The 13,369-nt window shown below is 63.5% G+C and carries 10 protein-coding genes; 7 read left to right on the top strand and 3 right to left on the bottom strand.

Features of this window, described 5'->3' with window-relative positions; translation table 11 throughout:
* Window positions 1-29: 29 nt before the first annotated feature.
* Window positions 30-1,364 carry a lipopolysaccharide biosynthesis protein gene (locus A3736_RS03715; protein WP_067679357.1) on the top strand — a complete coding sequence of 445 codons (1,335 nt, stop codon included), beginning with the start codon at window positions 30-32 and terminating at the stop codon, window positions 1,362-1,364.
* On the top strand, window positions 1,361-2,122 hold the full coding sequence (locus A3736_RS03710; RefSeq protein WP_348521546.1) for a nucleotidyltransferase family protein: 762 nt from the start codon (window positions 1,361-1,363) through the stop codon (window positions 2,120-2,122). Before A3736_RS03715 ends, A3736_RS03710 begins: the two co-directional genes overlap by 4 nt.
* 60 nt (window positions 2,123-2,182) lie before the next feature.
* Here the strand turns inward: A3736_RS03710 and A3736_RS03705 are convergent, their stop codons facing one another.
* A complete protein-coding gene (locus A3736_RS03705) occupies window positions 2,183-4,990 on the bottom strand; it encodes an Rne/Rng family ribonuclease (RefSeq protein WP_067679354.1) in 2,808 nt (935 codons plus the stop codon).
* A gap of 430 nt (window positions 4,991-5,420) precedes the next feature.
* Between A3736_RS03705 and A3736_RS03700 the strand changes: the two genes are divergently transcribed.
* From A3736_RS03700 to A3736_RS03680, 5 genes are all read left to right on the top strand, one after another.
* Window positions 5,421-6,395, top strand: coding sequence for an N-acetylmuramoyl-L-alanine amidase (locus A3736_RS03700; RefSeq protein WP_067679351.1), 975 nt, complete (start codon window positions 5,421-5,423; stop codon window positions 6,393-6,395).
* Window positions 6,396-6,476: 81 nt separating this feature from the next.
* Window positions 6,477-8,990, top strand: coding sequence for a penicillin-binding protein 1A (locus A3736_RS03695; protein WP_067679348.1), 2,514 nt, complete (start codon window positions 6,477-6,479; stop codon window positions 8,988-8,990).
* Between the two features lie 111 nt (window positions 8,991-9,101).
* Entirely contained in the window at window positions 9,102-10,229 is a 1,128-nt protein-coding gene (gene prfB / locus A3736_RS03690) for a peptide chain release factor 2 (protein WP_067679345.1), read from the top strand.
* Window positions 10,229-10,975, top strand: coding sequence for a class I SAM-dependent methyltransferase (locus A3736_RS03685; protein ID WP_067679394.1), 747 nt, complete (start codon window positions 10,229-10,231; stop codon window positions 10,973-10,975). Before prfB ends, A3736_RS03685 begins: the two co-directional genes overlap by 1 nt.
* Window positions 10,976-10,999: 24 nt before the next feature.
* The gene (locus A3736_RS03680) at window positions 11,000-12,406 is read left to right on the top strand and encodes a nitronate monooxygenase family protein (protein ID WP_067679343.1); all 1,407 of its coding nucleotides are present in this window, start codon (window positions 11,000-11,002) and stop codon (window positions 12,404-12,406) included.
* Window positions 12,407-12,415: 9 nt separating this feature from the next.
* On the opposite strand, the gene A3736_RS03675 is transcribed toward A3736_RS03680, so the two are convergent.
* Window positions 12,416-12,844 (bottom strand): nuclear transport factor 2 family protein, encoded by a 429-nt coding sequence (locus tag A3736_RS03675; protein WP_067679340.1) that lies wholly within the window; start codon window positions 12,842-12,844, stop codon window positions 12,416-12,418.
* Window positions 12,845-12,857: 13 nt separating this feature from the next.
* The coding region (locus tag A3736_RS03670) for a 2-hydroxyacid dehydrogenase (protein ID WP_304439409.1) at window positions 12,858-13,369 on the bottom strand (512 nt) is incomplete at its 5' end.

The raw sequence follows: 13,369 nt of genomic DNA, 5'->3' as shown, positions 1-13,369 counted from the left end.
GCCCGCGCTTCGTTCAAAGGGCGATCAAGATGGATGGTCAGAGCACGCCTGTGCCCGCACGCAACGGGCTTCTGAACATCGTGCGCAATCTCGCATGGATCCTCGGCGGCAAGACTTTCGGCGCGATCTGCAGCCTGGTCTATCTGGCCGTTCTGGCACGATCGCTGGGCCTGCGCGATTTCGGCCATTTCTCGCTTTTGTTCGGCACCGCGCAGGCTTTGGTCGCGATCGCGGGCTTTCAGACCTGGCAAACTCTGGTCCGCTTTGGCGCGCGGCATCGGCTGGACGGGGACGAGGCGGCGTTCGGGCGGCTGATCTGGTTTTGCACTTTTGCCGATGTCGGCGGTGCGATTACCGGCTGCGCCATCGCGGCGCTGGTCTATTACGGCTTCGGCTCGCTGCTCGAGTTGAACCCGCAATATATCGACGTCGGCTTCCTCTTCGCCTGTGCGCTGATCTGGGCGCGGCTGACCACCCCGAGCGGCATCGTGCGCGTTCTCGACCGGTTCGACGTCGGCACGTATGTGGAAGCGATCGTGCCGACCGGACGCCTGATCGCCAGCGGCATCATCCTTGCAACCGGGCCGAGCGTGGCGAAATTCGTTTTCGCCTGGGCGTTGTTCGATCTGATCGCGGCGGGGGTCTACTGGATCATGGCGCGGCGGCTGGCGAGGGATTCGTTCCAGTTGCGCCATGCGGGCGGCTGGCGGAAGATGCTGCGCGAAAATCCGGGTATCAAGGGCTTCTTCGGCGTGACTTACGGCGCGACCACGCTGGACGCGGTCGTGAAGCAGGGGCCGCTGCTGGCAGTCGGCTATTTCTTCTCGACGAGTTCCGCAGGTCTGTATCGCCTCGCCGATCAATTGGCACAGGGCGTCAAGCAATTCGCGGTTCTGGTGGCGCGCGCGGTCCTGCCCGAATTCGCCGTGTCGAGCATCGCTGACGAAGCGACGCGCTTCGCCGGCCTTGTCCGCAGCGTCACGCGGATTGCTGCGCTGGCGGGGATCGTCGTGTTGCTGATCGCCGTGTTGTTCGGCGAAGAGGTGCTGGTCCTGATCGGTGGTGACGATTACGCGCGCGCCGCAATCGTCCTGATTCCGCTTGCTTTCGCCGCAGCCTTCGAACTGGCGAGCGTGTCCTACGAACCGCTTCTGTATTCGACGGGCAATGCGGGCCGGGCCCTGCAGATGCGGGCAGCTGCGGTCGTAACTCTCGTCATAGCGGTGCTGGCCCTGCATTCGGACGGTAGCCCGGTGCAGATCGGCTGGGCGGTGGCGCTGGCAATGGGCGTGTTCTATCTCGGCATGAGCCTTTCGGCGTGGATCATCCTGCGGCGCATGCGGCATCAAGGCGGACCATCGTGATCGCGAGCGCGCTCGTTTTGGCGGGGACCAGGCCGGAAGGCGATCCGCTCGCGCGCGAATTGGGTGTGGCGCACAAGGCGCTGATCGAGATCGACGGCCAGCCGATTTTGGTTCGGGTAGTGCGCGCTTTGCGTGAAGCTGGAATCGAGCGGGTGCTCGTTTCGGCGAACGAACCGGCGGTGATCGATCTGGCCCGACAAAACGGCGCGGAAATTTGCCCGCCAGCCTCCGGACCGAGCGAAAGCGTTGCAGAAGCCTTCGAACGCACGGGCGCACCCCTCATCGTCACGACAGCCGACCATGCTTTGCTCGAAGCCCGATGGGTTTCCGAACTGGTCGCCAAAACGCCGTCCGATGCCGATCTTTCGGTGATGATGGCGCGCCGCTCGGATATCGAGCGTGCTCTGCCCGAAACGCAACGCACTTACCTGCGCTTTGCAGATGGCGAGTGGTCGGGTTGCAATCTGTTCTACCTGGCAAGTCCTCGCGCCGAGGCTGCGCTGGCGACCTGGCGCGCCGTCGAGGCCGACCGCAAACGACCGTGGAAGCTCGTCGCGCGTCTCGGCCTGCGCAATCTATTCTCCTACGCCATTGGAAGGCTGACTCTGGCCGACGCACTCGCGCGCCTCGGCCGTCGGATCGGCCTCGAAGCGCGTCTTGTCGCGGCGAGCGATGGGCGCGCTGCGATCGATGTCGACAAGATGCGCGATCTCGATGACGTGCGACGCCTGCTCGACCAAGACGGCGAGCGACGCTGAACGAAAACGGGGGCGGATCCGAAGACCCGCCCCCGCAATCATGCTACCTATAACTGGCGATCAGTCGCCGAAAGTGCGCTGCCACCAGCCACGCTTGGGTTTCGCGGTTTCCACAGTACCGGCACTCTCTTCGCTCGACGAAGGAGCCTCGTTTGCGGGCGTCTCTTCGGGTGCAGGCGCGTCTTCCGCTTTGACCTTCGGCTTGCGCGTGCGCTTGGCCGCGGGCTTGGGCGCATCTTCGCTAGGCGTTTCGGCGGTGTCGGAGCCCGTCGCTGCCTTCTTGCTGCGCGAGGCGCGCTTGGGCTTCGGCTTTTCTTCCTCGGCCGCCTCGACCGGGGCTTCGCTGGCCGGTGCGTCCTCGGTCACCGCTTTCTTGCGCGGCGCGCGCTTGCGCTTCGGCTTTTCGCTCGGCTCGGCCTCTTTCGAGCCGGTGTCCGTCGCCTCGGAAGTTGCGTCGCTTTGCGCAGCCTTCTTGCGAGGGGCACGCTTGCGCTTCGGCTTTTCGTCCTTGGCGCTTTCGTCCGCCATGGCTTCGGCGGTTTCCGGAGCATCGTCGGGCCCGGCGACGACCGCCATATCGCCAACGACATGCTCGGAAACCTCTTCGAGGTTCTCTGCGCCGCTTTCGTTCACATCGTCCTGACGCGACCGATTGCGACCGCCGCGACGGCCGCGTCCGCCACGGCGACGCTTGCGCTTGGGACGATCATCGTCCTCGCCATGCTCGCTGCCGCGGTCGCCGTTATCATTGTCGCTATCGTCGGAATTCGACTGGCCATCGTCGTTCGAACGCTCGTCGTCGTTTCGGTCGTCCGAACGGTCGCGCTTGCGATTGCGGTTGCGTCCGCCCCGGCGACGCTTGCGCTTGCCATCGCCGTTATCGTCGTCGCGATCCGAAGTGCGATCACGGCGGGGCTCGTCGTCCTCGTCGAGATCGCTGTCGTCTTCGATGTCCGAATCGTCGTCTTCGTCGAAAGCGATCGGTTCGAACTTCGGCGCATCCTTGGGCTTGGGCCCGTGGCTGGAGACGTCCATCTTGGCGCCTTCGTCCTCGCCTTCCGGCAAGACTTCGACCGTCACGCCGTAGCGCTCCTCGATCTCCATCAGGTCCGAACGCTTTTCGTTGAGGAGATAGATCGCCGCTTCGGTGCTGGCGGCAAGGCGGATGATGGTGCCTTTGCCCTTCGCCGCTTCGTCCTCGATCAGGCGCAGGGCGGAAAGGCCTGCGGAGCTCGCAGTGCGAACCAGGCCGGTGCCGTCGCAATGCGGACATTCGCGCGTGGTCGCTTCGAGCACGCCGGTGCGCAGACGCTGACGGCTCATTTCCATCAGGCCGAAGCTGGAGATGCGCCCGACCTGGATCCGCGCCCGGTCGGTCTTGAGCGCGTCCTTCATCGCGCGCTCCACCTTACGGGTGTTCGAATGCTGCTCCATGTCGATGAAGTCGATCACGACGAGCCCGGCCATGTCGCGCAGGCGCAATTGGCGGGCGATTTCGCGGGCGGCTTCGAGATTGGTGTGGAGCGCGGTCTGCTCGATCCCGTGTTCCTTGGTGGAACGGCCCGAGTTGATGTCGATCGAAACCAGCGCCTCGGTCGGATTGATGATCAGATAGCCGCCGGATTTCAGCTGCACCATCGGATCGTACATCGCCTTGAGCTGGTCTTCGGCGCCATACCGCTGGAACAGAGGAACTGGATCGGAATAGGCCTTAACCCGGCGGGCGTGGCTGGGCATCAGCAGCTTCATGAAGGCCTTGGCCGATTTGTAGCCCTGCTCGCCCTCGACCACGACCTCTTCGATCTCGCGATTGTAGATGTCGCGGATGGCGCGCTTGATCAGGTCGCTGTCCGAATGAATCAGGGCAGGCGCGCTGGAGGACAGCGTGTTTTCGCGGATCTCGTCCCACAACCGGGCCAGGTAGTCGAAGTCGCGCTTGATCTCGGTCTTGGTGCGCGAAAGCCCGGCGGTGCGGACGATCAGGCCCATCGAACGCGGCAGGCTGAGATCGCCGACGATCTGCTTCAGACGCTTGCGGTCGCTCGCCGAATTAATCTTGCGGCTGATGCCGCCGCCGTGGCTGCTATTGGGCATAAGGACCGTGTAACGCCCGGCAAGGCTGAGATAGGTGGTCAGCGCGGCGCCCTTATTGCCGCGCTCTTCCTTCACGACCTGAACGAGCAGCACCTGGCGGCGCTGAATGACGTCCTGGATCTTGTATTTGCGACGCAGCGCCATGCGGCGCGCACGCGCATCGTCGACTTCCTTGGCGCGGGTACGCGGCTTGCCACCCTTGCCGTTGCGGCCGCGTTGGCGGCGGCGACCGCGCGAGCGACCGTTATCGTCGTCGCTGTCTTCGCCACTGTCTTCGCCATCATCGTCTTCGTCGGAATCGCCGGCAACCTGGCCTTCCTCGATCGTCGCGACGTCGTCCTTGTCGGAAGTATCGACCTCTTCGAGGCCGTCTTCGGCGAATTCTTCCGCCAGCGCTTCGGAGCTTTCCTCCTCGGCGTCGTATTCCTCGCCCGGCATCTGGCCGCGCTCTTCCTCATCGTCGCGAAGCCGCGCCTCTTCCTCGGCCACTTCGGCTTCGGCGGCGAGCAGGGCGTCGCGATCTTCCTTGGGAATTTGGTAATAGTCGGGATGGATTTCGCCGAAAGCGAGGAAACCGTGGCGATTGCCGCCGAAATCGACGAATGCCGCCTGCAGCGACGGTTCGACGCGCGTTACCTTGGCTAGATAGATATTACCCTTGATCTGCTTGTGATCGGCAGATTCGAAGTCGAACTCCTCAATCCGATTGCCTTTGAGGACCGCCACCCGGGTTTCTTCCTGGTGGCGCGCATCGATTAGCATGCGCGTTGCCATTGATATGTCTCCAAGCGCAGGGGGGCGGGTGCGACCCGGCCTCGCCCTTGCGCGAATATTGATGAAAACCGCCGCTGCCGACCATTGGGTGGGCGAGGGCGGTCGATAGGAACCGGACGGAACGCGAACAGCGCCCGCTCCGGAAATGCGTGTCTGCCACACCGAGCCCGCGCAAAGTGCGCGATACCATGCCCGCATCGGCCACGCCGCGGGCATCGGCCTGCGGGCGGAAGAGCGGGGAGGGCTTGATCATGTGTCGCATCAACCTGTTTCGAGGGATCGCGAAAGTAAGAGGCGATCCCGCGCCGGGTCCGATTGGTTTCGGACTCTTGCAAAATCAGCGCTAGCATTGTGACTATCCCGCGGCAACCATATTGCGTGAACAGGATATTGCGCGGTGGTGCGTTAAGCCCGTAATGCTCACGCCGCGATGCTGCGCAATCCCTCCCCCTATTTCATCCTGGCCTTGCCGGTGGCGCTGTTTGCGCTGGTGATGGGCGTAGCGGCAGCGAGTGGCCAAAACTTGCCTGCACCGCAATTCGGCCGCGATTACGTCAAGCGGATCGCGCTGGATGATCGGGGTGGAATCGAACTGCCCGAAATTCAGGGCGACGACAGCGACGAGCGACCGCTGGTGGTGATCGATCCCGGCCATGGAGGGCACGATCCGGGGGCCTCGGGCGTCGATGTAGTGGAGAAAAACCTCGTCCTCGACCTCGCTCTGGCCCTGCGGGATGCATTGCTTGAACAGGGCGATGTGCGCGTGGCGCTGACCCGGAGCGATGATCGCTATCTGCTTCACGCCGAACGCTACGAGATCGCCCGGCGGCTCGGCGCGGACCTATTCGTGTCGATCCACGCCGATTCCGCGGGCGAGGCCAGCGAGGTCGAAGGCGCCAGCATCTATACGCTCTCGACCAGGGCGAGCAGCGAGGCGGCGGCGCGCTTTGCCGAAAGGGAGAATCGCGCCGACCGGATCAATGGACAGGAGATTTCCGGACAGAGCGATTTGGTGAACACCATATTGGTCGAATTGTCGCAGCGACGGACGCAGGAGGAATCGCGCGAATTCGCCGATCTGATCCAGCGCGAGGGCGAGGACAGGATCCGGTTCCACCCGCAGCCGCGCCGCTCTGCCGCTCTGAAGGTCCTGCGTGCGCCCGACGTGCCCAGCGTCCTGTTCGAAAGCGGCTTCATCACGAATGAGGAAGAAGCCGCGCGCCTCGCCTCGCCCGAAGGCCGCCGCCGCTTCGCCGAGACGCTGGCGCGCGCGATCCGCATCTATTTCGTCCGCCAGCGTGAAGACCTGCTGGAAGAGCGTCCGGCGCAATCGGGCGAAGATGCGGCAGCCGATACCCCTCCGGACGAGCCCGCCGAAGCCAAGAACGAGACGTCTACACCATAAGCTGCGACGGCTCCGCCGGTTCGTTATGGCGCGAGACAGGATCGCTATGCTAGAGGGCCGACACCGGACGATGGGATCCCGATGGCCGAACACTCTACGCTAGACTATTTCCGCTACCGCATACGCCGTGACACGAGCGAAACGCTCGCGTGGTTCGGCGCCAATTGGCGTGAGCACCGTTGGTTCAAATACGGCACCATCCTCGTCGGCCTGGGGCTTGCCGGGCTCATCGCGGCGTGGGCGCTGCTGGCGCGCGACCTGCCGGATGTCGAAACCCTCCTCGAATACGAAACGCCGCTGCCCACCGTAGTGCGCGGCGGCGATGGGGAGATCGTGCACTCCTACGCTCGCGAACGCCGCGTCCAGCTGCAATATGCCGATTTCCCGGTCCAACTGGTTGAAGCCTACCTGGCAGCCGAAGACCGGACCTTCTTCAGCCACGGCGGCGTCGACCTGACCGGCACGGCCAATGCCGTTTTCGATTACGCGAGCAAGATGGGTTCCGGCGAACGAGCCGTGGGCGGCTCCACCATCACGCAGCAGGTCGCGAAAAATCTCCTTCTCGGCGATGAGTATTCGGTTACGCGCAAATTGAAAGAAATGATCCTCGCCCGCCGGATCGAGGACACTTTGAGCAAGCGCGAGATTCTCGAACTCTATCTCAACGAAATTCCTCTTGGCCGCCGCAGCTTCGGCGTGCAGGCGGCAGCGCGCGCATATTTCGACAAGGATGTGGGCGATCTCGATCTCAACGAGATGGCGTTTCTCGCCATTCTCCCCAAGGCCCCCGAACGCTACGGGCGCGAGCGGTTTCGCGATATGGCGATCGAACGTCGCAATTTCGTGCTCGACCAGATGGTGGCCAACGATTTCATCACCGCGTCGGCGGCAAGCGCAGCCAAGGCCAAGGATCTCGGCCTCGTCGAGCAGCGGGTCGAGCGTTCGGCCGATGCCGGCTATTTCCTCGAGGAAGTCCGCCGCCAGCTGATCGAGAAATTCGGTGAAACGGCGGAGGACGGCGCGAACAGCGTCTATGCTGGCGGATTGTGGGTGCGCACATCGCTCGACACGGAGTTGCAGGATGCGGCACGCGATGCGTTGCGGGCTCAGTTGTTGAGCTATCAGGGCAATCGCGGGTTCTCGGGCCCGGTGGCCACGCTCAATCCCGACAATGGCGATCTGATCGGGCAGCTGCGATCCTCCAATATTTCGGTCAATTACGAGGATTGGCGGGTCGGCGTGGTGACGGAAGGCGGATCGTCGCCCAAGATCGCATTCACCGATGGTGAGACCCATTCGCTGCTCGGCGCGCCGAGTTCGCTGAATGCTGGCGATGTGGTGGCGGCGGTCGAGGCGTCGGGCGGGTATCGTCTGCGCGCCGTGCCTGAAGTTTCAGGTGCTTTCCTAGCTCAGAACCCGCAAACCGGCCGCATCCTTGCCATGCAGGGCGGGTTCGATAGCCGCCTCGGCAGCTTCAACCGCGCCACCCAGGCGCTGCGTCAGCCGGGATCGACCATCAAGCCCTTCGTCTATGCAACGGGACTCGACCACGGACTGACGCCTGCCAGCGAGATACCCGACCAGACCTATTGCTTCTATCAGGGCGCGAACCTCGGTGAAAAATGCTTCCGCAATTTCGGTGGCGGCGGGGGCGGTGTACATACGATGCGCTGGGGCCTCGAACAGAGCCGCAATCTGATGACCGTCCATATCGCCATGGATGCAGGCATGCCCAACGTCATCAAGACGTTCGAAAACATGAATATCGGCAGCTACGAACCCTATCCCGCCTTCGCGCTGGGCGCGGGCGACACGACTGTCGAGAAGATGGTCAACGCTTATTCGGCGCTGGTGAATTGGGGCCGCATCAACCAGCCCAGCGTCATCGATTACGTGCAGGATCGCCGTGGCAAGGTGATCTGGCGCGCGGACAATCGCGATTGCACCGGCTGCAACATGGCAGAGTGGGATGGCCAGCCGATGCCGCGCTTCGGCGCTAAGGGCCGTCAGGCGATGGATCCGCGCACAGCCTACCAGACCGTCCACATGCTCGAAGGCGTGGTGACACGCGGCACGGCAGTGCGCCTGCGTAGTCTCGACATGCCGCTGTTCGGCAAGACCGGCACCACCACCGGCCCGACCAATGCCTGGTTTGTCGGCGGCAGTCCGCAGATCGTTGCGGGTATGTATGTCGGCTTCGACCAGCCGCGCAATCTCGGTGGCTGGGTTCAGGGCGGCAACACCGCCGCGCCGATCTTCAAACGCTTCGTCGAGGCGTCGAAAGATCGCTGGGAGGGTGACGAGTTCATCGCGCCCGCCGGGGTCCGCATGGTGCGCGTGGACCGCCGGAGTGGTAAGCGCGTCTTCGATGGCACACCGTCCGACGATCCCAAGGCGGCGGTAATTTGGGAGGCATTCAAGCCCGACACCGAACCGCCCCGTTCGACCCGGCAGGACCAGATCGCGGCCAAGCGCAACGAGATCCTCGAACAGATCCGGCGCGGGCGCGCGGCGCAGCAGCGCACGGTCGCCCGGTCGACGCCGCGTGTCGAGCCGCAGACCGATTTCGTGGAGGAGCAGGGCGGGATTTATTGACCCCGCTCTTCTCTGTACCCCTCGTTCCGGCAGTCCGCTGAACTTTACAAACTGTGCCTGCCCGCTAAGCGCGGGCGGACAGACCATTTTTCGCTGTAAGGAATTCATCGCATGCGTGCCGAAGGGCAGGCCTATATCGACCGTATCGAAGCTGCGCTGGCGCTGGTCCGCCAGTCGCTCGACTGGGAACGCGCCCTGCGTCGTCTTGACGAGCTGAATGCGCGTGTTCAGGACCCGAGCTTGTGGGACAATCCCAAGGAAGCTCAGGCTATAAATCGCGAACAGAAGCAGCTCGAAACCGCGATCGGAACGGTCAACGAAATCTCGTCCGAAATGGCCGATGCGATCGAATTCGTCGAATTGGGCGAGGCCGAGGGAGATGACGAGGTGGTGAGGGACGGGCTCGTCAGCCTCGAACGCCTCGCCACGCGCGCCGATGCCGACAAGGTGCAGGCGCTACTGTCGGGCGAAGCCGACGGCAATGACACCTATCTGGAAATCCACGCTGGCGCAGGCGGTACGGAAAGCCAGGACTGGGCCGAAATGCTGCTGCGCATGTATGCCCGCTGGGCGGAAAAGCGCGGCTTCAAGGTCGAAACGGTGGAATATCAGGCTGGCGATCAGGCCGGGATCAAGTCTGCCACGCTGCTGATCAAGGGCGACAACGCCTATGGGTACTCGAAAACCGAAAGTGGCGTGCACCGGCTCGTCCGCATCAGCCCCTATGACAGCTCTGCGCGCCGCCATACCAGCTTCAGCTCGGTTTGGGTCTATCCGGTGATCGACGATGATTTCGAGATCGAAATCAACGAAAGCGACTTGAAAATCGACACCTACCGCGCGTCCGGTGCGGGCGGGCAGCACGTCAACACGACCGATTCCGCCGTCCGCATCACGCACCAGCCGACCGGGATCGTCGTCGCCAGCCAGAACGACCGCAGCCAGCACAAGAACCGCGCCACGGCGATGAACATGCTCAAGGCCCGGCTCTACGAACGCGAGATGGCGGAGCGCGAGGCGGCTGCGGGCACCGAATACGAAAGCAAGACCGATATCGGTTGGGGCCACCAGATCAGGAGCTACGTTCTCCAGCCCTATCAAATGGTCAAGGATCTGCGCACCGGCGTCACGTCGCCGACGCCCGACGACGTGCTGGACGGCGCGCTCGATCCGTTCATTTCCGCCGCCTTGGCACAGCGCGTGACGGGTGAGACGGTCGAGATCGAGGATGTCGAGTGATCCTTCGTCGGGCCGTCGCTTCGGGCCTTCTGGTGGTGCTTACCGCCTGCGGTCAGGCATCCGGCGACCGGCCCGAATCCGCGATTGAATTTCCTCGGCCCGACCGCCCCGTGTCAGGCCTTGGTTCGAACCAGTTTTCGACCGAAACCGCCCGCGACAATCGCGGCGAGGCGGAGACGGTGATGGAGCTGGCCGGTGTCGAACCGGGCATGACGGTTGCCGACATCGGCGCCGGCAATGGATATTACACCGTCCGCCTTGCCGAACGGGTCGGCGAAGAGGGACGGGTGCTCGCCCAGGATATCGATCGCAGCGCGCTTGAAAGGCTGGGGCGGCGCGTGGAGCGCCAGCGGATCGACAATGTCTCGATCCAGCCCGGCGCGCTCGACGATCCGCATCTGCCCGAAAAGAGCTTCGACAGGATCTTCATGGTCCACATGTATCACGAGATCGGCGAACCCTATGCGCTGCTATGGCGCCTTTGGCCTTCCCTGCGCGAAGGGGGGCAGGTCGTCGTAGTCGATGTGGACCGCCCGACCGACCGGCACGGCATCGCGCCGATGCTGCTCGCCTGCGAATTCGAGCGGGTCGGTTACAAATTGGTCGCTTTCAAGGATGCGCCGGAATTGGCCGGGTACTATGCACAATTCGAACGGTCGGCTAACAGGCCCGCACCGGAGAGTATCGAACCGTGCCGCGGAGACGCGGTCGGCAAAAGGGCTGCGATCAAGCAAGCGGCCACCTGACAAGACGCGAACGAAAGACGTATCATGGCATTCAAGGGTCTCGAACCCATTCAGTATGGCGGCCGCGAAGTGTGGCCGCTGGTCGAAGGCGGCAAGGGCGTTTCGGCGACTAACCACCTGAGTTCGGGCGCCTGGGCGGCGGCAGGCGGCATCGGCACGGTCAGCGCGGTCAATGCCGACAGCTACGACGCCGAAGGCAAGATCGTTCCGCAGGTCTACGACCAGCTGACGCGCAAGGAGCGCCATGAACAGCTGATGCGCTACGCGATCGACGGCGCCACCGAACAGGTGAAGCGCGCACACGACATCGCCGGCGGCAAGGGCGCGATCAACATCAATGTGCTGTGGGAAATGGGCGGCGCGCAGCAGATCCTGGAAGCGGTGCTGGAAAACACCAGGGGCCTCGTCGCAGGCGTGACCTGCGGGGCGGGCATGCCCTACAAGCTGGCCGAGATCGCCGCGCGCTACAATGTCAGCTATCTCCCCATCGTCAGCTCCGCGCGCGCTTTCCGCGCCCTGTGGAAGCGGAGCTATTCCAAGGTTCCGGAGCTGATGGCCGCGGTTGTGTATGAAGATCCGTGGCTGGCGGGCGGGCATAACGGCCTTTCCAATGCCGAGGATCCGACCAAGCCGGAAGATCCCTATCCCCGCGTCAAGGCGCTGCGCGAGACGATGCGCAACGAAGGCGTGTCGGAAGATACCGCCATCGTCATGGCGGGCGGGGTGTGGTTCCTGCGCGAATGGAACGACTGGATCGACAATCCCGAACTCGGCCGGATCATGTTCCAGTTCGGCACGCGGCCCCTGCTGACGCAGGAAAGTCCGATCCCCCAGGAGTGGAAGGACCGCTTGCGCACGCTCGACGAAGGCGACGTGCTGCTGCACAAATTTTCGCCGACGGGCTTCTATTCGAGCGCGGTGAAGAACGATTTCCTGTGGGATCTCATCCACCGCTCGGAACGCCAGATTCCTTACAGCAAGGTCGAAGCGGGCGAGCACACCAAGCAACTCGACATCGGCGTGCGCGGCAAGAACTTCTGGGTCGCGCCGAAGGATTACGACCGCGCGCGGGCCTGGTTCGCCGAAGGGCAGACCGAAGCGCTCAAGACGCCGGACGATACGATCGTGTTCGTCACGCCCGAAAGCCGCGACACGATCCGCAAGGACCAGAAGGACTGCATGGGCTGCCTCAGCCATTGCCAGTTTTCCAGCTGGAAGGATCATGACGACTACACGACCGGCCGCCTCGCCGATCCGCGCAGTTTCTGCATCCAGAAGACCTTGCAGGACATCGCTCATGGCGAGCCTGTGGACGACAATCTGATGTTCGCGGGCCACGCGGCGTACCGCTTCAAGCAGGACCCGTTTTATTCGAACAATTTCACCCCCACGGTGAAGCAGCTGGTAGACCGGATTCTGGCGGGGGATTGAGCGAGCGGGTCAGCGCCACAACTGCATCGCCCTGACCGCATCGCTCATCGTCGCGTCCTCGTCGGGGCGGGACAGGGTGCGTTCGACGATCCGCCACTGGCGGCGGACCCTGGTCTTCTGCCAGAGGTCCATCATCCAGGTCTCGCCCGACCATTCGTGATCGCCCATGCGCGCTTCAAGGTTCATCTGCGTCGCGAAGACCGCGACCGAGCCGTGGCGGCGGACATAGACTTCGCCGAAGCGGTATCCGTTGCATTTGAAGCGCGTCGTCGCTGCTTCCAGCCAGCTCGCCCGGTCGAGAAGCGCGGCGCGCTTGGAGCCCAGCAGGAAGATGAAATCCCGCGTGGCGAGCTTCTTCATCGCGTTGCGGTCACGCTGCATCCATGCGCGCATCCACTGATGTTCGAGCGCTTCGATGCGAGCGGCGAATTCATCCATCTTTCAAGGTCCCTCAAGACAGTCCAGTGAGGACCTGATCGGGTGGGCGATGGCCGTCGGCCCATACGCGGATATTGGCGATGACGCGATGGCCGGATTCCTCTCGCCCTTCGCGTGTGGCGCTGCCGATGTGGGGCAGGGTCATTACATTGGGATGGCGGATCAGGCGCTCGTCTACATGCGGCTCGTCCGGATAGACGTCGAGGCCCGCACCGGCCATGTGCCCGCTCTCGAGCGCGGCGATCAGCGCTTCCTGATCGACCAGATCGCCGCGAGCCGTGTTGATGAGGCTCGCGCCCTCTTTCATTAACCCGATGCGCCGCGCGTCGATCATGCCGCGCGTGCTCTCGCTGGCAGGACAATGAAGCGTAAGAATGTCCGCTTCCCGCACGAGACCGTCGAGCGTCTCGACATAGCGCGCACCGAACATCCGCTCGACCGCTTCGGGCAGGCGCTTACGATTGTGATAAGCGATTTCTAGCCCGAAGGCGCGGGCGCGATGCGCCACTGCTTGGCCGATGCGGC

It is taken from the genome of Erythrobacter sp. HI0063 (genome assembly GCF_001635685.1).
In the GTDB taxonomy this organism is placed as follows: Bacteria; Pseudomonadota; Alphaproteobacteria; order Sphingomonadales; family Sphingomonadaceae; genus Qipengyuania.
This window is presented reverse-complemented; position numbering and strand designations above follow the sequence as displayed.

Bases quoted from the DNA above. Each gene is read 5' to 3' on its own strand.
- A3736_RS03680 (WP_067679343.1), top strand. From the start codon at position 11,000: ATGGCATTCAAGGGTCTCGAACCCATTCAGTATGGCGGCCGCGAAGTG.
- A3736_RS03715 (WP_067679357.1), top strand. From the start codon at position 30: ATGGATGGTCAGAGCACGCCTGTGCCCGCACGCAACGGGCTTCTGAAC.
- A3736_RS03705 (WP_067679354.1), bottom strand. From the start codon at position 4,990: ATGGCAACGCGCATGCTAATCGATGCGCGCCACCAGGAAGAAACCCGG.
- prfB (WP_067679345.1), top strand. From the start codon at position 9,102: ATGCGTGCCGAAGGGCAGGCCTATATCGACCGTATCGAAGCTGCGCTG.
- A3736_RS03695 (WP_067679348.1), top strand. From the start codon at position 6,477: ATGGCCGAACACTCTACGCTAGACTATTTCCGCTACCGCATACGCCGT.
- A3736_RS03700 (WP_067679351.1), top strand. From the start codon at position 5,421: ATGCTGCGCAATCCCTCCCCCTATTTCATCCTGGCCTTGCCGGTGGCG.
- A3736_RS03675 (WP_067679340.1), bottom strand. From the start codon at position 12,844: ATGGATGAATTCGCCGCTCGCATCGAAGCGCTCGAACATCAGTGGATG.